This is a genomic window from Stenotrophomonas rhizophila (assembly GCF_000661955.1).
Taxonomy (GTDB): domain Bacteria; phylum Pseudomonadota; class Gammaproteobacteria; order Xanthomonadales; family Xanthomonadaceae; genus Stenotrophomonas; species Stenotrophomonas rhizophila.
The window spans coordinates 1,300,463-1,320,853 of sequence record NZ_CP007597.1 but is presented as its reverse complement, the minus strand read 5'-3'; the positions used below and the strand labels follow the sequence as shown (position 1 = coordinate 1,320,853).

At 68.3% G+C, this 20,391-nt stretch carries 21 protein-coding genes; 6 read left to right on the top strand and 15 right to left on the bottom strand.

The window, feature by feature from the left end:
• Window positions 1-94 precede the first annotated feature (94 nt).
• Genes DX03_RS05515 through pdeM form a run of 4 tightly spaced genes read left to right on the top strand, consistent with a single transcriptional unit; the run spans window position 95 to window position 5,799 of the window.
• Complete coding sequence (locus tag DX03_RS05515; protein WP_038687018.1) at window positions 95-1,102, top strand: ligase-associated DNA damage response exonuclease; 1,008 nt, start codon at window positions 95-97, stop codon at window positions 1,100-1,102.
• The gene (locus DX03_RS05510) at window positions 1,099-2,703 is read left to right on the top strand and encodes an ATP-dependent DNA ligase (protein ID WP_038687017.1); all 1,605 of its coding nucleotides are present in this window, start codon (window positions 1,099-1,101) and stop codon (window positions 2,701-2,703) included. Before DX03_RS05515 ends, DX03_RS05510 begins: the two co-directional genes overlap by 4 nt.
• A 14-nt stretch (window positions 2,704-2,717) precedes the next feature.
• A complete protein-coding gene (locus tag DX03_RS05505) occupies window positions 2,718-5,165 on the top strand; it encodes a ligase-associated DNA damage response DEXH box helicase (RefSeq protein WP_038687015.1) in 2,448 nt (815 codons plus the stop codon).
• A complete protein-coding gene (gene pdeM / locus DX03_RS05500; RefSeq protein WP_038687013.1) occupies window positions 5,155-5,799 on the top strand; it encodes a ligase-associated DNA damage response endonuclease PdeM in 645 nt (214 codons plus the stop codon). Before DX03_RS05505 ends, pdeM begins: the two co-directional genes overlap by 11 nt.
• A 24-nt stretch (window positions 5,800-5,823) precedes the next feature.
• On the opposite strand, the gene DX03_RS05495 is transcribed toward pdeM, so the two are convergent.
• From DX03_RS05495 to DX03_RS05460, 8 genes are all read right to left on the bottom strand, one after another.
• On the bottom strand, window positions 5,824-6,090 hold the full coding sequence (locus DX03_RS05495) for a hypothetical protein (protein WP_038691935.1): 267 nt from the start codon (window positions 6,088-6,090) through the stop codon (window positions 5,824-5,826).
• 109 nt (window positions 6,091-6,199) lie between these two features.
• Window positions 6,200-7,483 carry an FAD-dependent oxidoreductase gene (locus tag DX03_RS05490; RefSeq protein WP_038687011.1) on the bottom strand — a complete coding sequence of 428 codons (1,284 nt, stop codon included), beginning with the start codon at window positions 7,481-7,483 and terminating at the stop codon, window positions 6,200-6,202.
• Window positions 7,484-7,622: 139 nt separating this feature from the next.
• Window positions 7,623-7,829, bottom strand: coding sequence for a transcription antiterminator/RNA stability regulator CspE (gene cspE / locus DX03_RS05485; protein ID WP_019183439.1), 207 nt, complete (start codon window positions 7,827-7,829; stop codon window positions 7,623-7,625).
• Window positions 7,830-7,917: 88 nt separating this feature from the next.
• Entirely contained in the window at window positions 7,918-8,664 is a 747-nt protein-coding gene (locus tag DX03_RS05480; RefSeq protein ID WP_038691933.1) for an S-methyl-5'-thioinosine phosphorylase, read from the bottom strand.
• Window positions 8,664-9,218 (bottom strand): hypoxanthine-guanine phosphoribosyltransferase, encoded by a 555-nt coding sequence (locus DX03_RS05475; RefSeq protein WP_038687008.1) that lies wholly within the window; start codon window positions 9,216-9,218, stop codon window positions 8,664-8,666. The genes DX03_RS05480 and DX03_RS05475 overlap by 1 nt, the downstream gene beginning before the upstream one ends.
• On the bottom strand, window positions 9,218-10,225 hold the full coding sequence (gene nagZ, locus DX03_RS05470; RefSeq protein WP_038687006.1) for a beta-N-acetylhexosaminidase: 1,008 nt from the start codon (window positions 10,223-10,225) through the stop codon (window positions 9,218-9,220). The genes DX03_RS05475 and nagZ overlap by 1 nt, the downstream gene beginning before the upstream one ends.
• A 96-nt stretch (window positions 10,226-10,321) precedes the next feature.
• Window positions 10,322-11,011, bottom strand: a complete 690-nt coding sequence (locus DX03_RS05465; protein ID WP_038687004.1) for a DsbA family oxidoreductase — start codon at window positions 11,009-11,011, stop codon at window positions 10,322-10,324.
• Between the two features lie 85 nt (window positions 11,012-11,096).
• Complete coding sequence (locus tag DX03_RS05460) at window positions 11,097-11,603, bottom strand: CYTH domain-containing protein (RefSeq protein ID WP_038687002.1); 507 nt, start codon at window positions 11,601-11,603, stop codon at window positions 11,097-11,099.
• Window positions 11,604-11,663: 60 nt separating this feature from the next.
• On the opposite strand from DX03_RS05460, the gene DX03_RS21100 reads away from it, so the two are divergent.
• Window positions 11,664-12,299 carry a hypothetical protein gene (locus DX03_RS21100; RefSeq protein WP_038687000.1) on the top strand — a complete coding sequence of 212 codons (636 nt, stop codon included), beginning with the start codon at window positions 11,664-11,666 and terminating at the stop codon, window positions 12,297-12,299.
• 60 nt (window positions 12,300-12,359) lie between these two features.
• Here DX03_RS21100 and rlmD read toward each other — a convergent pair whose 3' ends face one another.
• The gene (gene rlmD / locus DX03_RS05450; RefSeq protein WP_038686999.1) at window positions 12,360-13,694 is read right to left on the bottom strand and encodes a 23S rRNA (uracil(1939)-C(5))-methyltransferase RlmD; all 1,335 of its coding nucleotides are present in this window, start codon (window positions 13,692-13,694) and stop codon (window positions 12,360-12,362) included.
• Window positions 13,695-13,831: 137 nt separating this feature from the next.
• Here rlmD and DX03_RS05445 point away from each other — a divergent pair, with 137 nt between their 5' ends.
• Complete coding sequence (locus DX03_RS05445) at window positions 13,832-14,557, top strand: response regulator (protein ID WP_038686997.1); 726 nt, start codon at window positions 13,832-13,834, stop codon at window positions 14,555-14,557.
• A gap of 264 nt (window positions 14,558-14,821) precedes the next feature.
• Here DX03_RS05445 and recO read toward each other — a convergent pair whose 3' ends face one another.
• From recO to lepA, 6 genes are all read right to left on the bottom strand, one after another.
• Window positions 14,822-15,544 (bottom strand): DNA repair protein RecO, encoded by a 723-nt coding sequence (gene recO, locus DX03_RS05440; protein ID WP_038686995.1) that lies wholly within the window; start codon window positions 15,542-15,544, stop codon window positions 14,822-14,824.
• Between the two features lie 23 nt (window positions 15,545-15,567).
• The gene (gene era / locus DX03_RS05435) at window positions 15,568-16,464 is read right to left on the bottom strand and encodes a GTPase Era (protein WP_038686993.1); all 897 of its coding nucleotides are present in this window, start codon (window positions 16,462-16,464) and stop codon (window positions 15,568-15,570) included.
• Window positions 16,461-17,141, bottom strand: a complete 681-nt coding sequence (gene rnc, locus DX03_RS05430; RefSeq protein WP_038686991.1) for a ribonuclease III — start codon at window positions 17,139-17,141, stop codon at window positions 16,461-16,463. Before rnc ends, era begins: the two co-directional genes overlap by 4 nt.
• Entirely contained in the window at window positions 17,131-17,514 is a 384-nt protein-coding gene (locus DX03_RS05425; protein ID WP_038686989.1) for a DUF4845 domain-containing protein, read from the bottom strand. The genes rnc and DX03_RS05425 overlap by 11 nt, the downstream gene beginning before the upstream one ends.
• A 32-nt stretch (window positions 17,515-17,546) precedes the next feature.
• Window positions 17,547-18,341, bottom strand: a complete 795-nt coding sequence (gene lepB / locus DX03_RS05420; RefSeq protein ID WP_038686987.1) for a signal peptidase I — start codon at window positions 18,339-18,341, stop codon at window positions 17,547-17,549.
• Between the two features lie 114 nt (window positions 18,342-18,455).
• Complete coding sequence (gene lepA, locus DX03_RS05415; RefSeq protein WP_038686985.1) at window positions 18,456-20,246, bottom strand: translation elongation factor 4; 1,791 nt, start codon at window positions 20,244-20,246, stop codon at window positions 18,456-18,458.
• Window positions 20,247-20,391: the final 145 nt, after the last annotated feature.

Here is a 20,391-nt window from a genome sequence, read left to right as displayed (position 1 = left end):
GCCAAGGGTTCACCCGATTCTGCCGCATCCGGTTGTCGTGCGCCGTTCAGGTGGATTCTCACCTCCTGCACGAGCGCGACAGCACAGTGCAGCCATGAGCCCTGGCAGCACGAATGACGATCTGGTGGTACTTCGCCCGGAAGGGCTGTATTGCCCGGCCGGCGATTTCCATATCGACCCGTGGCGGCCCGTGCCGCGTGCGGTGATCACCCATGGCCACGGCGACCATGCGCGCAGTGGCATGGGCCAGTACTACTGCGCCACCGACAGCGTGCCGATCCTGCGCTGGCGGTTGGGCGATGTGCCGCTGCAGGCGCACGATTACGGCCGCCCGTTCCGCGTGGGAAATGTCGAGGTGTCGCTGCATTCGGCCGGGCATGTGCTGGGCTCGGCGCAGGTGCGCATCGACGATGGCCAGCAGGTCTGGGTCGCCTCGGGCGACTACAAGCGCCAGCCCGACCCCACCTGCGCGCCGTTCGAGGTGGTGCCCTGCGATGTATTCATCACCGAGGCCACCTTCGCCCTGCCGATCTACCGCTGGCAGGACACCGCCGAAGTCGCCGCCGAGATCGTGGCGTGGCGGCACGAGTGCGCCGCACGCGGCGAAGCGGCCATCCTGCTCTGCTATGCCTTGGGCAAGGCGCAGCGGGTGCTGGCCGAACTGCTGCCGCTGGATGACCAGCCGGCTTGGCTGCACGGCGCCATTGCCAACGGCGTGGCGGTGTACCGGGAGGCCGGCATTGCCATGCTCGACACCCACACCGTGGCCGAACAGGGCCGCCAACCCGATGCCGCCGGGAAGCTGATCCTGGCACCGCCGTCGGCCGCCGGCACGCCGTGGCTGCGGCGCTTCGGCAAGCATCAACTGGGCTTCGCGTCGGGCTGGATGCAGCTGCGCGGCAACCGGCGCCGACGCAACTACGACCGGGGGTTCGTGGTGTCCGACCATGCCGACTGGCCGGCGCTGCTGCAGACCATCACCGAGACCGGCGCGCGCCGGGTGATCGCCACCCATGGCAACACCGATGCCCTGATTCCCTTCCTGCGCGAACGTGGCATCGCTGCCGAAGCGTTCCGCACCGATTTCGGGAGCGAGGAATGAAGGCCTTCGCCGCGCTGTATGAGCGTCTGGACCGCAGCACCGCCACCCTCGACAAACGCGCGGCCCTGGTCGCCTATTTCCGCGATGCGCGCCCGCATGATGCCGCGTGGGCGCTTTACCTGCTCAGTGGCGGCAAGGTCGGCGGGGCGCGCCGCAAGATTGCCGCCAGCGGTGAACTGCGCGCGTGGATCAGCGAGGCCTCCGGGTTGCCACCCTGGCTGGTGGAAGACAGTTACACGCAGGTGGGCGACCTCGCCGAAACCCTGACCCTGCTGCTGGATGATCCGCCCGGCCGCAGCCCGGACCGGCCCCTGGCCGAATGGATTGAAACGCATCTGCTGGCGGTGGCCAACCAGCCCGAACCGGTGCGCCACGCCGCGGTGCTCGACGGCTGGCGGCAGCTGCCGGCCAACGAACGCCTGGTGTTCAACAAACTGCTGACCGGCGCACTCCGCGTGGGTGTGTCGCAGCGACTGGTGCAGCAGGCACTGGCTGAGCTGTCGGGTATCGACATCGCGCGCATTGCCCAGCGCATGCTCGGCGAGTGGGTGCCCTCCCCCGGGCTGCTCGCGGCGTTGCTGTCGCCGCAGGAGCGCCCGGAAGACCGCCAGCAGCCGTACCCCTTCTTTCTGGCATCACCGCTGGAGGCCGACGTCGAGAGCCTCGGACCGATCACCGACTGGGTGCTGGAATGGAAGTGGGATGGCATCCGCCTGCAGCTGCTGCGCCGCAAGGGCGAGGCCGCACTGTGGTCGCGTGGCGAAGAACGCCTGGACGGGCGCTTCCCGGAAATCGAGGCGGCGGCCATGGCGCTGCCCGACGGCTGCGTGATCGATGGCGAGCTGCTGGCGTGGCGCGACGGCGAGGCGCAGCCGCTGCCGTTCACCGCGCTGCAGACGCGCATCCAGCGTCGCAAGCCGGGGCCGAAGACACTGCGCGATACGCCGGTGCGTGTGCTCACCTATGACCTGCTGGAGATCGACGGCGAGGACCTGCGCACGCAGCCGCTGCACGCCCGTCGCGCACGCCTGGCCACCCTGCTGCAGGCACTGGATGATCCGCGCATCGTGCTCTCGCCCACGCTGGAGGCCAGCGACTGGCCGGCCGCGGCCGCGCAACGCGCGCTGGCACGCGAACGCGGCGTGGAAGGGCTGATGCTCAAGCGCCACGATTCGCTGTACCAGAGCGGGCGTCGCCGCGGCGACTGGTGGAAGTGGAAGATCGATCCGCTGACCATCGATGCGGTGATGATCTACGCGCAGGCCGGGCATGGCCGGCGCAGCACGCTGTACACCGACTACACCTTCGGGGTGTGGAACGGCGACACGCTGGTGCCGGTTGCCAAGGCGTACTCGGGGTTGGACGACACGGAAATCCTCGCGCTCGATCGCTGGATACGGGCCAACACCGTGGAGCGGTTCGGGCCGGTGCGCAGCGTGCGCGGCGAGCAGGTGTTCGAACTGGGCTTTGAAGCGGTCAACCGCAGCACCCGGCACAAATCCGGTATCGCAGTGCGCTTTCCGCGCATCCTGCGCTGGCGTCGCGACAAGCCCGCCAGCGAGGCCGATACGCTGGCCCAGTTGCAGGCCCTGGCGCGGTGACGCGGCGCGAGGCGATGGCGCGGCTGGTGGCGTGGTTTGCCAGCCGCGGCTGGGCTCCCCTGCCCTTTCAGAAGACCGTGTGGCGCCATTACCTGTCGGGCGCGTCCGGGCTGTTGCACACGCCCACCGGCAGCGGCAAGACCCTTGCCGTGTTCGGTGGCCCGCTGCTGCAGGCGCTGAGCGCTACGCGACCGGCGCCAGCGGGTGGTCGCGCACGCAAGCCGGTGCCGGCCCTGCAGGTGCTGTGGATCACCCCGTTGCGCGCGCTGGCCGCCGATACCGCCCGCGCCCTGCGCGAACCGCTGGCCGCGGTGGGGCTGGACTGGCAGGTGGGGCTGCGGACCGGCGATGCCAGCGCGCGGGACAAGCGGCTGGCGCGCGAGGGCCGCGTGGATGTGCTGGTGACCACACCCGAATCGCTGGCGTTGCTGCTCAGCTATCCCGACGGGCTGGCGAAGATGCGCCAGCTCCGCTGCGTGGTGGTCGACGAGTGGCACGAACTGCTGGGCAACAAGCGCGGCGTGCTGCTGCAGTTGAACCTGCGGCGGCTGCGCGATGCGCTGCCTGCGCTGCAGGTGTGGGGCCTATCGGCGACGCTGGGCAACCTGGAGCAGGCGCGCGAGGTGCTGCTGCCCGATGTTCCCGATGCCCCGTTGGTGGCCGGTGCACGGCCGCGCCCGGTGCATCTGGACACGCTGCTGCCCGCCCACGGCGAACGCTTCCCGTGGGCCGGCCACCTGGGTTTGTCGCAGTTGCAGCGCGTGCTGGAAAAGCTGCTGTCGGTGCGCACCAGCTTGCTGTTCACCAATACCCGCGCCCAGGCCGAGCTCTGGCACCAGGCGCTGGCGGCAGTGTGGCCGGAAGATCCGTCCACGCTGGCGCTGCACCACGGGTCGCTGGATCCAGCCGTGCGCCGCCAGGCCGAACAGGGCCTGCGCGAGGGCCAACTGCGCTGCGTGGTGGCCACCTCCAGCCTGGACCTGGGCGTGGACTTCCCGGCGGTGGACCAGGTGCTGCAGATCGGCAGCCCGAAGGGCATCGCGCGACTGCTGCAACGCGCCGGGCGTGCGCGGCATCGGCCGGGCGAATCGGGCACCCTGGTGTGCGTGCCGTCGCACGCGCTGGAGCTGGTCGAATATGCCGCGGCACGGCATGCACTGGCTGCCGGCGTGATCGAAGCGCGCCCCCCGCCCACGCTGTCGCTGGACGTGCTGGCCCAGCATTGCGTGAGCTGCGCGCTGGGCGGTGGCTTCGATGCCGAGGACTTGTTCGCGCAGGTTCGCCGCACCTACGCGTTCGCGGCACTGGATGCCGCGCAGTGGCAGGGCGTGCTGGAGTTCATCGTGCAGGGCGGCCGCGCGCTGTCGCAGTATCCGGACTTCCACAAGGTGGTGCGCGACGAGGACGGCGTGTACCGGGTCCATGACCGGCGCGTGGCACTGCGCCACCGGCTGTCGATCGGCACCATCACCAGCGATGGCAGCGTAAGCGTGCAGTTCCTGCGCGGTGGCCGGCTGGGTTCGGTGGAAGAGCAGTTCCTGGGGCGGCTGCGCCCGGGCGACCGCTTCCAGTTCGCCGGGCGCCTGCTGGAACTGGTGCGGCTGGAAAACCTCACCGCCTACGTGCGCCTGGCCAAGGGCGGCGATGGGCTGGTGCCGCGCTGGCAGGGCGGCCGCCTGCCGCTGTCCGAAGCACTGGGGCAGGAAATGGAAGCGGTCTTCGCCGCGCCGCCGACTTCACCGGAGATGCGCTGGCTGGCGCCCCTGCTCACCCTGCAGTCGCGCATCTCGATGCTGCCGGGCCCGACGTCGTTGCTGGTGGAAGTGGTGCGCCGTCGCGAGGGACAGTTCGTGTTCGTGTATCCATTCGCCGGGCGCCAGATCAACGAAGGCGTGGCCGCGCTGATGGCGCTGCGCCTGGCTCGCCTGCAGCCCAACACGCTGGGCTACGCCGCCAACGACTACGGATTCGTGCTGGCGCCGGCACGCGCGGTGGAGTTGGACGTGGCCGGCATGCGCGCCCTGCTGCAGCCTGCGGGGCTGTTGCACGACCTGCGCGACAGCCTCAACCTGGCCGAACTGGCCCGCCGCCAGTTCCGCGATATCGCCCGGGTGTCGGGCATGCTGGTACCGGCATTGCCCGGACGCACCCCGCGCAGCCTGCGCCAACTGCAGGCGTCCAGCGGCCTGCTGTACGACGTGCTGCGCCAGCATGATCCGGACCACATCCTGCTGGGGCTGGCCGAACGCGAGGTGCTGCACGGCCAACTCGACCTGGACAGCCTGGCGGCCACGCTGCACCGCCTGCAGGGGCGTACGCTGTGCCTGCAGTCACCGCGCACGCTGGGTCCGCTGTCATTTCCGCTATGGGCCGAACGCCTGCGCGGCCAGCTCAGCAATGAAGACTGGAAAACCCGCGTCAAACGCGCTGCCGCGCAATTGGAGAGCCGCCATGGCACCTGAGTTGCCCACCACGCTCGCCGGCGAGCAGGTCCTGCTGCTGGGCGCCCGCGCGCTGTACTGGCCAGCGCGCAAGGCGCTGCTGATCGCCGACCTGCACCTGGGCAAGGCCGATGTGTTCCGGCGCGCCGGCATCGGCCTGCCCAGCGGCGGTACCGGCGACGATCTGGAGCGCCTGTCGGCGCTGCTGCACCAGCACGCCGTGGATACCCTGTGGATTCTCGGCGACGTGCTGCACGGCCCAGCGCATCGCGCGGCGTGGTATCGGCAATGGCAGGGCTGGCGCGAGCAGCACGCCACGTTGGAGATCGGCGCCTTGGCCGGCAATCACGACCGGGCGTTGCCCAAGGCCGATCTCGGCCTCACGCTGCTCGGCGAGCAACTGCAGGTGGGGCCGTTTCTGCTGCGCCACGATCCGCACCCGCACCCGTCATTGCATGTGCTGTGCGGGCATGTGCATCCGCTGGCCCGCCTGCCCGGCATGCAGCGGCGTTGGCCGGCGTTCTGGCTGCGTGAGCGGCTCACGGTGCTGCCGGCCTACTCGCGGTTTACCGCGGGCATCGCGCCAGTGCTTGCCACCGGCGAACAGCTGGTGGCCTGCGTGGAAGACGAGGCCATTGCATTGCCGGCGCGTTGACGCGCCAGCATCAGGAAGCAGGCCTTACGCGGCCGCCAGCACCTGCGGCATCAGCTGGATTTCCGACCGCGGCGGATCGGGTCGAACCGGCCGCCGTTGAATGTCGGTCAGCATCGCGTGTGCGGCATCGCGGATGCGGCGGTGGTGCTCTGGTGCGGTATGCGTGATCAGGCTGGTGACATGGAACTCGAAAATGTCGTGCATCACGTCGGGCTGATCCTCGTGCAGCATCTGCAGCAGTCCGCGCAATTTGCAGATTTCAGCATCCAGGATTTCGGCCGGGAACAGCATGTCCATCTCCTTCAGGTAGCGGTTGGCAGGTGCACGGGTGTGCGGGGCCAACCGGTTACTTGTGACAGGTCGTGGGTGAGTTCATCGTCAATCCAGGTTAATTCTGCCTTCACTCCCCCGCAGAAGCCCGCCACGCGGGGTTATCAGCTGATGACGGTTGGTCCGCATGGGCGTGCATCGCCGCGATGAAGCCGGGATTCAGCGCCAGTTTGCCCATCCAGCCGCGCTGGGTGCCGCTGAGCACGCGCAGCATGTGGCCGTTGCCACCGGGCATGCGCCCCATCGGCTTGAACAGCACGTCGCGCGCACGCGCCAAGGTGTCGCGTTCGGATTGGAACAGCGGCGTCAGCCAGCGGCTCCAGAAGTGGTAGACGGCCACGTGTGCGCGCCGCTGCGCCGCATAGGCCTGCAGCGCTGCGTCGCGGTCGGCATGCGCGCGCAACGCATCGCGCAGCGCCAGGGCATCCATCAGCGCCATGTTCACGCCCTGCCCCAGCTGCGGGCTCATCGCGTGTGCCGCATCGCCGGCCAGCACCAGCCGCTCGCGGCTCCAGCGCGACATCACCGCATCGCGATACCCCGCACGCGCCAGCTGCGCACTGTCGCGCACACTGTCCAGGCGCGCATGCGCTTCGGGCCACAGCGCGGCAATCTCATCGAGCCAGCGCTGCAGACCGTCGCGTTCCCATTGCGCGAACTGCTCGCGCGGCAGGCTCCAGAAGAAGCTCAGCCGCGGCTGCGCATCGCCCGGTCGCGTGCCGACCGGCAGCAACCCGATCATCTTGCGCGCGGCCACGTAACGCTGGCGCAGCTCATCGGGATACGCCCAGTCGCCGCGCGGCAGCAGGCACCACAGCGCGCCCCACGGGTATTCGCGATCCAGCTGCGTGGCCTGCACCTGGGTGCGCAACGTCGAGGCGGAACCGTCGGCGGCGATCACCAGATCGTACGGCCCATGCCACTGGCCACGCGCATCACGCACGCGCCCCTGCACGGCGTCCACCTCCACGATGGTGGTGTCGGCCTGCAGGTTGCCCGGATGCGCCCATGCCTGCGCCAACAGGGTGAACAACGCGCCGCGCTGCATGCCGACGCCGTGCAGGCGTGCATCCAGACCCGCATAGCCCATTTCCATCACAGTGCGCCCGCAGGGCGTGTCGCCATACAACCGGCGTACCGCTGCGCCGTGCGCAAGCACGTCCGGCAGCAGGCCCATCTGCCACAACACGTCCAGGCCAGTGGGCTGCAGCAGGAAACCGGCGCCCACCGGACCGGGCGCAGCGGCCCGTTCGAAGACGTGCACGTCGTGATGGTCGCGTGAAAGAAGAACGGCCAATGCCTGGCCGGCGGTGCCGTAACCGACAATGGCGATGGTGCGTCGTTGCGGGTGCATGCATGTCCTTATAGCGTGATGGGCATCACGTGGTGCGCGGAACGCGCGAACCTGAGCGCTGACGTGCGCCGCTGGCAAACCGGGTGGTACCCAAAAAAAACCCCGCCGAAGCGGGGTTTTTCAATGCGCAGCGCGAGAGTTACTCAGCCGGCACGATGTTCGAGGCTTGGGCGCCCTTCGGGCCCTGGGTCACGTCATAGGTGACCTTCTGGCCTTCCTGCAGACTGCGGAAGCCCTTGGAGTTGATCGCGGAGAAGTGCGCGAAGACGTCGGCGCTGCCGTCCTCCGGCGAGATAAAGCCAAATCCCTTGGCGTCGTTGAACCACTTGACGGTACCGTTCGGCATGGTGATGCGAGACCTTCTTCTATGAATGGGTGGTGTACGCTCAACCAGCGCACTGGCGGAGTATGCAAAGCTTGCTCCGCAATGACAATCACCCCCGCGCCAATTCGCCGATCAGTTCCGGCAATCCGGCCGATGCGGCATCCACGTTGGCCAGTACTTCGGCCATCGTGATTTCATCGCCATCGCCACAGCCGGCGGCCCAGTTGGCCACGATTGCCAGGCAGGCATAGTCCAACCCCAGCTCGCGTGCGAGGCTGGCCTCGGGCATGCCGGTCATGCCGACCAGATCGCACCCATCACGGCGCATCCGCGCAATTTCCGCGTTGGTTTCCAGCCGCGGACCCTGCGTGGCGCCGTAGCAGCCGCCGTCGTGCACACGCACGCCGGTGACTTTGGCCGCCGCCAGCACTTTGCTGCGCAGCAGCGTCGTGTAGGGGTGGCCAAAATCCACATGCAGCACCTCGCTGCCGGGTTCTTCACTCAGGGTCGAAATACGGCCCCAGGTGTAGTCGATCAGCTGGTCCGGGCAGGCCAGAACGCGCGGGCCGCACTGTTCAGTGATGCCGCCGACCGTATTGAGCGCCAACACACGCGTCGCCCCGATCTGCTGCAATGCGGCAAGGTTTGCGCGGTAATTGATCTTGTGCGGCGGCAGCGAATGCCCCTCGCCGTGCCGCGCCAGGAAGGCCACGCGCTGGCCCAGCAGCGTGCCGACCCGGATCGGGCCGGATGGCGTGCCGTAGCGCGTTTCCACTTGGTGGCTGCTGACGTCGTCGAGCTGGGCCAGTTTGTAGACGCCGGTGCCGCCAATGACGGCCAGTGCGATGTGTTCCATCATTCCTTCATCGCGTAGATGGCCGGCACGCAGCGCAGCGTTTCATTGACGTCCATGCCGAAGCCGAACACATAGCGGTCGGGCAGATCGATACCGGCGTAGTCGGCCTTGACGTCCGGCAGCGCGCGGTCGTGCTGCTTGACCGTCAGCGCGGCGATGCGCACGTCGGTGGCGCCCTGCTCCAGGCACCAGGTGCGCACGCCCTGCAGGGTGAAGCCTTCATCGAGGATGTCATCGACCAGCAGCACGCGGCGGCCGAACAGCGACGTGGCCGGCTTGTGCTTCCACACCAGCTCGCCGCCGGTGGTTTCGCCGCGGTAGCGGGTGGCATGCAGGTAATCGAACTGCACGTCCTGGCCGCGTGCGCCCAGTTCCAGCGCGAGCTGGCCGGCGAACGGCAGCGCGCCGTGCATGATCGACAGGAACAACGGCACTTCGCCCTTGTAATCGCGCGCGATGGCGTCGGCGATGGTGGCGATGGCCGTGTCGATGGTGGGACGGTCGACCAGCAGGTCGGCCTGGGCCAGGGCCTGGGAAATGGTGAGGTTGGGCATCAGACAGTTCTTCCAAGGGTGTCAAGCAAACGGGATTGGGTAGTGCCATGGCGGGCATCGGCCAGCAGGCCATCCCAGCCAAGCGCGCCGCGGCCGATCAGGCCGAGCAGCGCAGCAGTATTGAGGGTGCGCGGTTCCACCGCACGCAGCGATTCGTCGACCAGCTCGGGGTGGCAGACCAGCACCACGTCGCAGCCGGCATCCAGGTGCGCATCCACGCGCGCCTTGACCCCGCCGGCCGAGAACGACGCGGCCATGCCGATGTCGTCGGAGAACACCACGCCGCGGAAGCCCATCTGGTCGCGCAGGATCTGCTGGATCCAGCGCGGCGAGTAGCCGGCCGGCTCGGGTGCCACCTGCGGGTAGACCACGTGGGCCATCATCACCGCATCGGCACCGGCGTCGATGCCGGCCGCGAACGGAATCAGGTCCAGCGCGCGCAGTTCGTCCAGCGAGCGCGGATCGGAGGCGTCGTTGAAATGGGTGTCCTCACGCACCGTGCCGTGGCCGGGGAAGTGCTTGAGGGTGGCGGCCATGCCCACGCTGTGCATGCCGCGCACGTAGGCCGCGGTGAAGGCCGCCACCACCTGCGGGTCGGCGCTGAAGGCACGGTCGCCGATGGCGAGGTTGCCACGGCCCAGGTCCACCACCGGGGCAAAGCTCAGGTCCACGCCACTGGCGCGCACTTCGCTGGCCATCAGCCAGGCATGTTGTTCGGCCAGCGCCAGCGCGGCCTGCGGGTCCTGCCGGTAGAGGGCATCGAAGCCCTGCAACGGCGGCAACGCGCTGTAGCCCTCACGGAAACGCTGGACGCGACCGCCCTCCTGGTCCACGCAGATCAGCTGCGGGCGCGGCGCGGCGGCGCGGATCGCCGCCGACAGCTCGGTCACCTGCTCGCGCGAGGCGAAGTTGCGCTTGAACAGGATGACCCCGGCCACCGCATCGTGCTGCAGCCAGTCGCGTTCCTGGGCGGTAAGTTCGGTCCCGGCAACGCCGATCACGAGCATGGTCGATCTCCAATACGGGGCGCCATGATGGCGCACCGCCGCATTGTCGCAGAAGCCGCGTGTACTGGGCCACGACCTGCGCCGTGGCCGGCCTTCTTACGGGCAGCCGTCCACGTCGCACTGGCCACCCTGCGCCGCCGCAGGTGCCTCGGGCATGTCCGCGGCGATCTGGCGCAGGGCCTGGGCGAACGCCTCCGGCGGCTGCGCCCCCTGGATGGCATAGCGGTCATTGACCACGAAGGTGGGCACCGACTGGATGCCCAGCGCCTGGGCCTGGGAAAGCTGGGCCTGGATCTCTGGCAGCCCCTCGTCGCCGGCCAGCAGCGCGGTGACCCGCTCGGCGGGGATGCCACCGGCGGCCGCCGCGGCGATCAGGGTCTGCGTATCGGCCAGGTTGCGGCCCTCGACGAAATGGGCCCGGAACAGCGCCTCGCCCACCGCCGCCTGCACGCCTTCACGCCCGGCCAGCCACAGCAGCCGGTGCGCTGGCAGGGTGGTGACCCGCACCTGCCCCTGGTCGAAGTCCATCGGCAGGCCCTCGGCGCGCGCGGTGGTCTGGGTCTGGGACAGGATCTGCGCGGTGCGCTCGGCGCTGCCGAACTTGGCCACGTAGGCCTCGCGCAGCGGTACCGGGGTGGTGCCGGCGTCGGGGTCGAGCAGGAAAGGATGCCAGTGCACCTCGATGTCGGGCGCGTCATCGCCCAGCAGGGCCACGCCCTGCTGGAAACGATGCTTGCCGATCCAGCACCAGGGGCACACCACGTCGGACCAGATATCGATTTTCATCTGACCAGACTGTGGGCCGGGGGCGGCCAAAACAAGGGGCGTCGCATTTGCGTGGCACGCCTACGTACCCACCAACGGTGGGTACCTACCGGCCCCGTTCAACGGCTGACCAGCGCGCGTAGGGATGCGCGGCCAGGGCCAGGTTGTAGTAGCGCACCTGGTCGGTCACTTCGGTGCCGGCCCAGTCGGGCAGTTCGATGGCCTGGTCGGCGTGCTCCAGCTCCACCTCGGCCACCACCAGCCCGGCGTTGTCGCCCAGGAATTCGTCCACCTCCCAGACCAGACCGGCATGGCGCACCAGGTGGCGTCGCTTGTCGATCAGGCCGCCGACGCACAAGGCCAGCAGCGCGCGCGCGTCGTCGACCGGGATCGGGTAGTCGAACTCCTGCCGGGTATGACCGATCTCGCGCGATTTGAAGTTGAGGAAGGCCTGCTCGCCCTGGATGCGCACGCGCACCGAGGCCTTCTGCGCGCCGCTGTCGAGTGCGGCTGAGTCGTTGATGTAGCCCTGCGCCATCGGGATCACCGCGTGGGCGGCACTGCGCCAGCCATCACCGGTTACGAGGTATTTGCGTTCGATTTCAATGCCCATGCCCGCATTATGGCGCGCACCGCCTACACTGCGCGCCCTTTCCAAGGACCCGGTTCCCCCATGACCCGTCGCACCCGTTTTCTGCTCCTGTCCACCCTGCCCGCCCTGCTGCTGGCGCTGCCTGTCGCGCATGCCGCCGTCTCCGATCCCACCTTGGCGCAGGCCCAGGCCGCAATGGATCGCCTGTTCGATGAGGCCATCGCCGATCGCCCGGCCAACGACAGCAGCCGTCTGGTGGCCGAGGCCTTCCGTCCGCGCCTGCAGGCCGTGTCCGGCTGCCTGCCGGTAACCGACGCGGGCCCGCCCAGCGTGGACTGCATCGTCACCGCGCAGGATGGCGGGGACGCGGTGCACCGCCTGCTGCGCTTCAGCCAGGTGGACGGCAGCTGGGCGCTGCTGCACACACAGCAGCAGCGTCAGCGGCCGGCACCGGTGCCGCCCACGGCGCGCGTGCAGGTGCTGCTGCGCGAGGGGTTTGCTGCGCGGCTGGCCCGCGAGCAGGATGCGGGCGCGCGTGCGGATCTGACCTTGGCCATGAACAGTGCCGAGGTGTTGGACGTGCGCGACTGCGCGGTCGGCGACGATGCGCCGGTGATCGAGTGCACGGTCCGCGCCGGTGCCGGCAGCGAGCGCGGCGAGCAGACCATGGCGTTTGCCTGGCGGGACGGCCAGTGGGTCAACGCCCCACAGCCGTAAGCGGCCGCCCCGGTCGGGCGCCGATGCGATGCATCGGCCGCCCGGGCGGTGGCGCCGGCCTCAGCGCTTCTCGAAGACCGCGATGCTCTCCACGTGCGCGGTGTGCGGGAACATGTCCATCGCACCCGCACTGACCAGGGTGAAGCCCTGTTCGTTGACCAGGTAGCCGGCATCGCGCGCCAGCGAACCCGGGTGGCAGCTCACATAGACGATGCGCTTGAACTGCTTCAGCGGCAGCTGCTGCAGCACTTCGATCGCGCCCGAACGCGGCGGGTCCAGCAGCAGCTTGTCGAAGCCCTGGCGCATCCACGGGGCGTTGCGCTGGTCCTGGGTGAGATCCGCGGCATGGAACTGCGCGTTGGCCAGGCCATTGCGCTCGGCATTTTCCCTGGCCCGGGCGACCAGGCCCGCATCGCCTTCCACGCCCACCACGTCACGCACGGTACGCGCCAGCGGCAGGGTGAAGTTGCCCAGCCCGCAGAACAGGTCCAGCACGCGCTCGTCCGGACCGGCCTCCAGCAGCTCCAGCGCCAGCGCGATCATCTTCACGTTGAGCGAGGCATTGACCTGGATGAAGTCCAGCGGGCGGAAGGCCAGCTCCACGTCCCACGGCGCCAGCTTGAACGACAGCGGCACCTCGGCCGGCCACAACGGCTGTACCGACTCCACCCCGCCCGGCTGCAGCGAGATCGCAAAGCCATGTTCCTGCCCGAAGGCGGTCCAGGCGGCGCGGTCGGCCTCGGTCAGCGGCTGCATGTGGCGGATGGTCAGCATGATCGCCTCGTCACCGGCGATGAACTCGATCTGCGGAATGTCGCGCTTGCCGTCGAGGGTTTCGATGAACGTCGCCATCGCCCCGACCTTGCTGCCGATCTCCGGAATGACGGTCAGGCACTGGCTCAGGTCCGCCACGAAACGCGGGTCCTGCTCGCGGAAACCCACCAGGGTCTTGTCCTTCTTTTCCACCCGGCGCACCGAGAAGCGGCCTTTGCGGCGGTAGCCCCAGCTGTCGCCCACCAGCGGCGGCAACACCGTGCCGGGGGTGACGTGGCCGATCCGGGTCAGATTGTCCGTAAGGACCCGTTGCTTGGCCACGATCTGCTGCGACTCCTCCAGATGCTGCAGCACGCACCCGGCACAGACGCCGAAATGCGGGCAGCGCGGGGTGACCCGCTGCGGCGACGGCTGCAGCACCTCCAGGGTGCGCGCCTCGTCGAAATGGCGGTTGCGCGCGGTCGGTTCAGCGCTCACCACTTCGCCGGGCAGTGCGCCGGTGATGAAGGTGACCTTGGCACCCTCGCCTTCACGGCGGGCAACGCCGCGGCCATCATGGCTGAGGTCGAGGATGTCGGTCTGGAAAGGGGTACGGTCGAGGCGGGAGCGGGATCGGGCCACGTGGCAACAGGCTGCGGGCAAAAAGGGTGCGTATTGTCGCAGATACGTGGGTCGGGCTGCCGATGGGCCCGTTGGAAACGCTTGCAGAGCGCGTTGTCGTGTTTAATATGGGCATAGCTGACATGGAGGCAGCCCCAATGCAGATGACCCCTCGGGATCCAATGCCCCGATTCCTGCTCGTCGAGGACGACACCATCAGCCGCGGCTTTTTCAAGGCCGCGCTGGAGACCCTGCCGGCGCAGGTGGATACCGCCGATTCGCTGGCCACGGCCATGGACACCGGCCGCAGCGGCCAGTACGACCTGTGGCTGATCGACGTCAACCTGCCCGACGGCAATGGCACCCAGCTGCTGCATGCGCTGCGCCGTTCACGGCCGGACACGCCCGCGCTGGCGCATACCGCCGATGGCGACACCAGCATCCATGCGCGGCTGCGCGATGCCGGCTTCAGCGACACCCTGGTCAAGCCGCTTACCGGCGAACAGCTGCTCAAGGCCGTGCGCCGGGCGCTGGTCAACAGCCCCGGCACCGCCCCGCCCGCCGTGGGCGCGAGCCTGGATGGCGAGCGTGAAGACTGGGACGAGATCACCGCGCTGGCCGCCCTGAACGGGCAGCGTCACCATCTCATCGCGCTGCGCGAACTGTTCCTGGCCGAGCTGCCGAGCGTGCGCGATGCGGTGGCCCAGGCCTTGCTGAAGCAGGACCTGCGTGCCCTGCAGGGCCAGTTGCACCGGCTGCAGGCCAGTTGCGGCTTCGTCGGCGCAGCGCGGCTGGCACGCGCGGTACGCCAGCTGCACCAGGCCCCGGAGTCCAGCGGCGCGCACACCCAGTTCCAGGCGGCGGTGGAATCCCTGCTGCATTGAGGCCCCGTAGCGCCGGGCTCTGCCCGGCTGCCGGGAACATTGCCTCATTCGCGCACCTCGTAGCGCCGGGCTCTGCGCGGCCACCGGGAAAGTGCCTCATTCGCGCACCGCGTAGCGCCGGGCTCTGCCCGGCCACCGGGAAAGTGCCTCGTTCGCGCACCTCGTAGCGCCGGGCTCTGCCCGGCTGGCGGGGAAACTGATGGGGTCGCGCACCCAAAGCAGCCGGGTAGAACCCGGCTCTACTGCGGCTCCATACGCCCGGCGCTACCTGCGCCTGGCCAGGTCTTCCAGCATTTCCCACGACTTCAGCCCGCGCCCGCCCAGGTGGTGCAGCAGCACCGCGCGCATGGCCCGGCGCAGGCTGGCCAGGTCGTCGGGGTCGGGCTGGCGGTCGTCGGCCAGTGCCAGCAGGGCGCTGCCCGTGGCGGTGCCGCGGCGGGGGTCGGTGCCGCGTTCGCTGAGCAGCCGGCGCGGCCCCTCCTGCGGGTCCAGATCGTAGCGGGCGGCCGGGTCCACTGGCTCGCCGTCGCTGCCATGGGCCAGGTCGAACCCGAACCCCAGCGCTTCCAGCAGGTCGCGCTCGAACCGGCGCAACGTCCAGGCCAACGGCTCGCCGTCGCGCAGACGCTGGCGGACCAGGCCGTAATGGTCATACAACTCGGGCAGCGGATCCTGGCGCGGGGCCAGCCGCATCAGCAGCTCATTGATATAGAACCCGGCCAGCATCGCCTCGCCGCCCAGCCGCGGTGCGGCATCGAGGGCTTCGGCGCCGCGCAGCTGGGCCAGTTCACCGCGCTGCACGGCACTGAAACGGATCCATTGCAGCGGCTGCAGTGCCGCCCGCAAGGCCTGGCTGCGCGGGCTGCTGACACCCCGCGCCAACAGGCCGATACGGCCGTGCTGCTCGGTCAGCACCTCCACCAGCAGGCTGGTTTCGCGCCACGACCGGGCATGCAGCACGAAGGCGGGTTCGTCATCGATGCGCATGGCGCAGCCGTCAGCGACCCGGCTTACTCGTAGCCGAACGCCTTCAGCGCGGCTTCGTCGTCGGACCAGCCTTCACGCACGCGCACCCAGGTCTCCAGGAAGACCTTGGCGCCGAACAGGCGCTCCATCTGCATGCGCGACTTGGCGCCGATGTCCTTCAGGCGGGTGCCGCCCTTGCCGATCACGATGGCCTTCTGGCCTTCGCGCTCGACCCAGATCACCGCGCCGATGCGCAGCAGGTTGCCGTCTTCGACGAACCGCTCGATTTCCACCGTGGTGGCGTACGGCAGTTCTTCACCCAGCTGGCGCATAAGCTGCTCACGCACCAGTTCGCCAGCCAGGAAGCGCTGGCTGCGGTCGGTGATTTCGTCCTCGCCGAACATCGGCGGGGCTTCCGGCAGCAGCTTGAGCAGGTCGCGCACCAGCGCTTCCAGGCCGTTGCGCTTCTGCGCCGAAATCGGGTGGACGGCGGCAAAGGTGCGGCCCTCGGTGACCTGCTGCAGGAACGGCAGCAGCGCGGCCTTGTCCTTGAGCCGGTCGACCTTGTTGACCACCAGCACCACCGGAATGCCCGAGTCGCTGAGCACGTTGAAGGCCAGGGTGTCTTCCTCGTCCCAGCGGCCGGCTTCGATCACCAGCATGCCGGCGTCCACGCCCTCCAGCGAACCGCGCGCGGCGCGGTTCATGACGCGGTTCATGGCGCGCTTCTGCACGCGGTGCAGGCCGGGGGTGTCCACCAGCACCAGCTGCCCTTCCGGGTAGCTGGCAATGCCCAGCAACCGGTGCCGCGTGGTCTGCGGGCGGTTGGACACGATGCTGACCTTGGCGCCCACCAGGGCGTTGGTCAGGGTGGATTTGCCGACGTTGGGGCGGCCGATGACGGCCACGCTGCCGCAATGATGGGGAATTGCTTCGCTCACTTGGAATCCAGTTGCTCGAGGGCGGCCGCGGCCGCCTGTTGTTCGGCCAGCCGTCGCGAGGCACCTTCGCCTTCGGTGCTGACAGCGGGATCGGCTACGCCACAGCGTACCCGGAAGGTCTTGGCGTGATCGTCACCCGCTTCTGACACCAGCTCATACTGCGGCAGCGTCTTCTGGCGGGCCTGCAACCATTCCTGCAGGCGGGTCTTGGGATCTTTTTCGGGCTTGCCGGTGGCCGGCAGTGCCTCCATCGAGGCGCTGAACCACGGCAGCACCACGGTGCGGCAGGCCTCGAACCCGGCATCCAGGTAGATGGCGGCCACGACCGCCTCCAGGGCATCGGCCAGGATGGAGTCGCGGCGGTGGCCGCCGGTCTTCATCTCGCCCGGGCCCAGGATCAGCCGGTCGCCCAGTTCGAGGGTGCGGGCGATGACCGCCAGCGCACCTTCACGCACCAGTTCGGCACGGGCGCGGGTGAGCGCGCCTTCGTCGGCCTTGGGCCAGCGCTGGTACAGCGCCTGGGCCACCATCATGTTGACGATGCTGTCGCCGAGGAATTCCAGCCGCTCGTTGTTGGGCGTACCGGCACTGCGATGCGTCAGGGCCTGCTGGAGCAGGCCCGGATCTGCGAAGGGGTGGCCGATGCGGTCACCACGTTGGAAAGTCTTAGTCGACACCGGCGAGGGTCAGTTCCTGGTTCGAATCGAATTTGCCCACCACGTCGAGGTTGCCGATCAGTTCACGGCGCACTTCGTAGTTGACCTTCATGTTCCAGCCGCCGTCGATGCGATCGAACTTGACGTTGGCCGGCTTCACGTTTTCCGAGTAGTTGATGTACAGCCGCTTGAAGAACAGGTCCTGCACGCGGGCCGGCTCCATGTTGCCCACGCCCGGCTCCTTGGCCAGGCTCTTCATCGCCGAGCGCACCGAGTAGTACTCCTGGTACATCGGGAACAGCTTCATGCCCACATACAGGCCGAACGCCACCACGATCAGTACCGCCAGGAACGAGGTGAGGGTCATGCCGCGCTGCGTGTTCATCGTCTTCATTGCGTTCTCCCCAGATACGCGAGTGTGATGGATCAATTGATGCTCGAGCCGATCCGCGACGGCTCGAAGCCGTCCTTGCAGAACCACCCCGAGCAGTTCAGCCAGATCAGGAACGCCTTGCCGCGCAGGTTCTCTTCCGGGAGCAGGCCCCAGAAGCGACCATCATCGCTGTTGTCGCGGTTGTCGCCCATCACCAGGTACTTGCCGGCCGGCACCGTCCACTGGCCTGCGCCACGCGGGTAGTCGGTTTCCAGCACGGTGTGGGTGCGGCCCGGCAGGTGCTCGACCAGCAGCGAGCTGCCCTCGCCCTGGCCGCGATGGCCGGCGTACAGGCCCTTGTTGTCGTACTTGACCGGCTCGCCGTTGAGGATCAGCCCGTCACCTTCGAAGACGATCTGGTCACCGGGGATGCCGATCACGCGCTTGATGAAATTCTCGCCCTTGGCCGGATCGTTGTCCGAATGGCCCGGGAAGTGGAACACCACCACGTCGCCGCGCTTGGGTTCGCCCAGCGGGACGACCTTGGCATTGTTCAGCGGCAGGCGCAGGCCATAGGAGAACTTGTTGACCAGGATGAAATCGCCGATCAGCAGGTTGGGCATCATCGAGCTGGACGGGATCTTGTACGGCTCGGCGATGAAGCTGCGCACCACCAGCACGATCGCCAGCACCGGGAAGAACGCCCGGGCGTAGTCGACCGCGACCGGTTCGGAATCCAGCAGGCCGGCGCGCGCGGCACGGCGCTTGGCGAAATACAGCTTGTCGGCCAGCAGGATCAAACCCGAGGCCAGCGTCAGTACGACCAGGAGGATCTCAAACAATTTCATGCGGTGTCCTTGGGCAACGGGTGCAGCGGTGCGGGTGCAGCGGCTACGGGGCCATCCCTGCGCGCCCGGCGGCACCTGGCGGGTGCCGCGCGGTGGCCGGGCGACCTGCCGGCCTTACTTGTCCATCTGCAGCACGGCAAGGAAGGCTTCCTGCGGGATTTCCACGCGGCCAACCTGCTTCATGCGCTTCTTGCCTTCCTTCTGCTTTTCCAACAGCTTCTTCTTGCGCGAAACGTCGCCACCATAGCACTTGGCCAGCACGTTCTTGCGCATCGCCTTGACCGTGGTGCGGGAGATGATCTGCGAGCCGACGGCGGCCTGGATGGCCACGTCGAACTGCTGGCGCGGGATCAGTTCCTTCATCTTCTCGCAGAGCTCGCGGCCCCGGCGGTCGGCATGGCTGCGGTGCACGATCAGCGACAGGGCATCGACCTTGTCGCCGTTGATCAGCACGTCCACGCGGACGAACGGGCCGGCATCGAACCGCACGAAGTGGTAGTCCAGCGAGGCATAGCCGCGGCTGACCGACTTGAGCTTGTCGAAGAAGTCCAGCACCACTTCGGCCATCGGCAGCTCGTAGCTGATCTGTACCTGGCTGCCCAGGTAGTTGATGCCGATCTGGCTGCCGCGCTTTTCTTCGCACAGCTTGATGATGTTGCCGATGTACTCCTCGGGGGTGAGCACGTTGGCGCGGATGATCGGCTCGCGGATCTCATCGACCATGTTCACCGGCGGCAGCTTGGCCGGGTTGTCCATGTTGATGATCGTGCCGTCGGTCTTGAGCACTTCATAGACCACGGTCGGCGCGGTGCTGATCAGGTCCAGGTTGTACTCGCGCTCCAGGCGCTCCTGCACGATTTCCATGTGCAGCATGCCCAGGAAGCCGCAGCGGAAGCCGAAGCCCATGGCTTCGGAGCTTTCCGGCTCGAAGCGCAGCGCGGCATCGTTCAGGCGCAGCTTGTCCAGCGCTTCGCGCAGGTCCGGGTAGTCTTCGGCGTCGACCGGGAACAGGCCGGCGAACACGCGCGGCTGCATTTCCTGGAAGCCCGGCAGCGGCTTGGAGGCCGGGTCGGCGGCCAGGGTCAGGGTGTCGCCAACCGGCGCGCCGTGCACGTCCTTGATGCTGGCCGTGACCCAGCCCACTTCACCGGCCCGCAGCGCCGGCAGCACCTTGCGCTTGGGGGTGAACACGCCGACGTTGTCGACCTGGTGGGTACGGCCGGTGGACATCACCTGCAGCTTGTCGCCGGCCTTGATCTGGCCCTGCATCACGCGCACCAGCGAGACCACGCCCAGGTAGTTGTCGAACCACGAGTCGATGATCAGCGCCTGCAGCTTGTCGGTATCGCGCGGCACCGGCGGCGGAATGCGATGCACGATCGCCTCCAGCACGTCGACCACGTTCAGGCCGGTCTTGGCACTGACGGGCACCGCGTCGGTGGCGTCGATGCCGATGACGGCCTCGATTTCGGCCTTGGCGCGCTCGATGTCGGCGGTGGGCAGGTCGATCTTGTTGATCACCGGCACCACTTCCAGGCCCTGCTCGACAGCGGTGTAGCAGTTGGCCACCGACTGCGCTTCCACGCCCTGGGCCGCATCGACCACCAGCAGCGCGCCTTCGCAGGCGGCCAGCGAGCGGCTGACTTCATAGGAGAAGTCGACGTGCCCGGGGGTGTCGATGAAGTTCAAGTGGTAGGTCTGGCCGTCTTTTGCCACATAGGGCAAGGAGACCGACTGGGCCTTGATGGTGATGCCGCGCTCGCGCTCGATCGGGTTCGAGTCGAGCACCTGCGCCTCCATTTCGCGGGCCTGGAGGCCGCCGCAAAGTTGGATGATGCGATCGGCCAGCGTGGACTTGCCGTGGTCGACGTGGGCAATGATGGAGAAGTTGCGGATGAATCGCATCGAATCAGAAGACATAGGTGGCGGCGGCGCGTCGCGTCGTCAGGATGACTGCGGATTATCGCATGGCCGGCCCGGTCCCGCGTGCGGCCGCCCGCGATTGGCGTGATCGGCCCGCCAGAAACGACCGGGCCCGCCGAAGCGGGCC

Excerpts from the sequence above, each read along its gene's own strand:
- DX03_RS05515 (WP_038687018.1), top strand. The coding sequence starts at position 95 with ATGAGCCCTGGCAGCACGAATGACGATCTGGTGGTACTTCGCCCGGAA.
- DX03_RS05510 (WP_038687017.1), top strand. The coding sequence starts at position 1,099 with ATGAAGGCCTTCGCCGCGCTGTATGAGCGTCTGGACCGCAGCACCGCC.
- DX03_RS05505 (WP_038687015.1), top strand. The coding sequence starts at position 2,718 with ATGGCGCGGCTGGTGGCGTGGTTTGCCAGCCGCGGCTGGGCTCCCCTG.
- pdeM (WP_038687013.1), top strand. The coding sequence starts at position 5,155 with ATGGCACCTGAGTTGCCCACCACGCTCGCCGGCGAGCAGGTCCTGCTG.
- DX03_RS05495 (WP_038691935.1), bottom strand. The coding sequence starts at position 6,090 with ATGCTGTTCCCGGCCGAAATCCTGGATGCTGAAATCTGCAAATTGCGC.
- DX03_RS05490 (WP_038687011.1), bottom strand. The coding sequence starts at position 7,483 with ATGCACCCGCAACGACGCACCATCGCCATTGTCGGTTACGGCACCGCC.
- cspE (WP_019183439.1), bottom strand. The coding sequence starts at position 7,829 with ATGCCGAACGGTACCGTCAAGTGGTTCAACGACGCCAAGGGATTTGGC.
- DX03_RS05480 (WP_038691933.1), bottom strand. The coding sequence starts at position 8,664 with ATGGAACACATCGCACTGGCCGTCATTGGCGGCACCGGCGTCTACAAA.
- DX03_RS05475 (WP_038687008.1), bottom strand. The coding sequence starts at position 9,218 with ATGCCCAACCTCACCATTTCCCAGGCCCTGGCCCAGGCCGACCTGCTG.
- nagZ (WP_038687006.1), bottom strand. The coding sequence starts at position 10,225 with ATGCTCGTGATCGGCGTTGCCGGGACCGAACTTACCGCCCAGGAACGC.
- DX03_RS05465 (WP_038687004.1), bottom strand. The coding sequence starts at position 11,011 with ATGAAAATCGATATCTGGTCCGACGTGGTGTGCCCCTGGTGCTGGATC.
- DX03_RS05460 (WP_038687002.1), bottom strand. The coding sequence starts at position 11,603 with ATGGGCATTGAAATCGAACGCAAATACCTCGTAACCGGTGATGGCTGG.
- DX03_RS21100 (WP_038687000.1), top strand. The coding sequence starts at position 11,664 with ATGACCCGTCGCACCCGTTTTCTGCTCCTGTCCACCCTGCCCGCCCTG.
- DX03_RS05445 (WP_038686997.1), top strand. The coding sequence starts at position 13,832 with ATGCAGATGACCCCTCGGGATCCAATGCCCCGATTCCTGCTCGTCGAG.
- recO (WP_038686995.1), bottom strand. The coding sequence starts at position 15,544 with ATGCGCATCGATGACGAACCCGCCTTCGTGCTGCATGCCCGGTCGTGG.
- DX03_RS05425 (WP_038686989.1), bottom strand. The coding sequence starts at position 17,514 with ATGAAGACGATGAACACGCAGCGCGGCATGACCCTCACCTCGTTCCTG.
- lepB (WP_038686987.1), bottom strand. The coding sequence starts at position 18,341 with ATGAAATTGTTTGAGATCCTCCTGGTCGTACTGACGCTGGCCTCGGGT.
- lepA (WP_038686985.1), bottom strand. The coding sequence starts at position 20,246 with ATGCGATTCATCCGCAACTTCTCCATCATTGCCCACGTCGACCACGGC.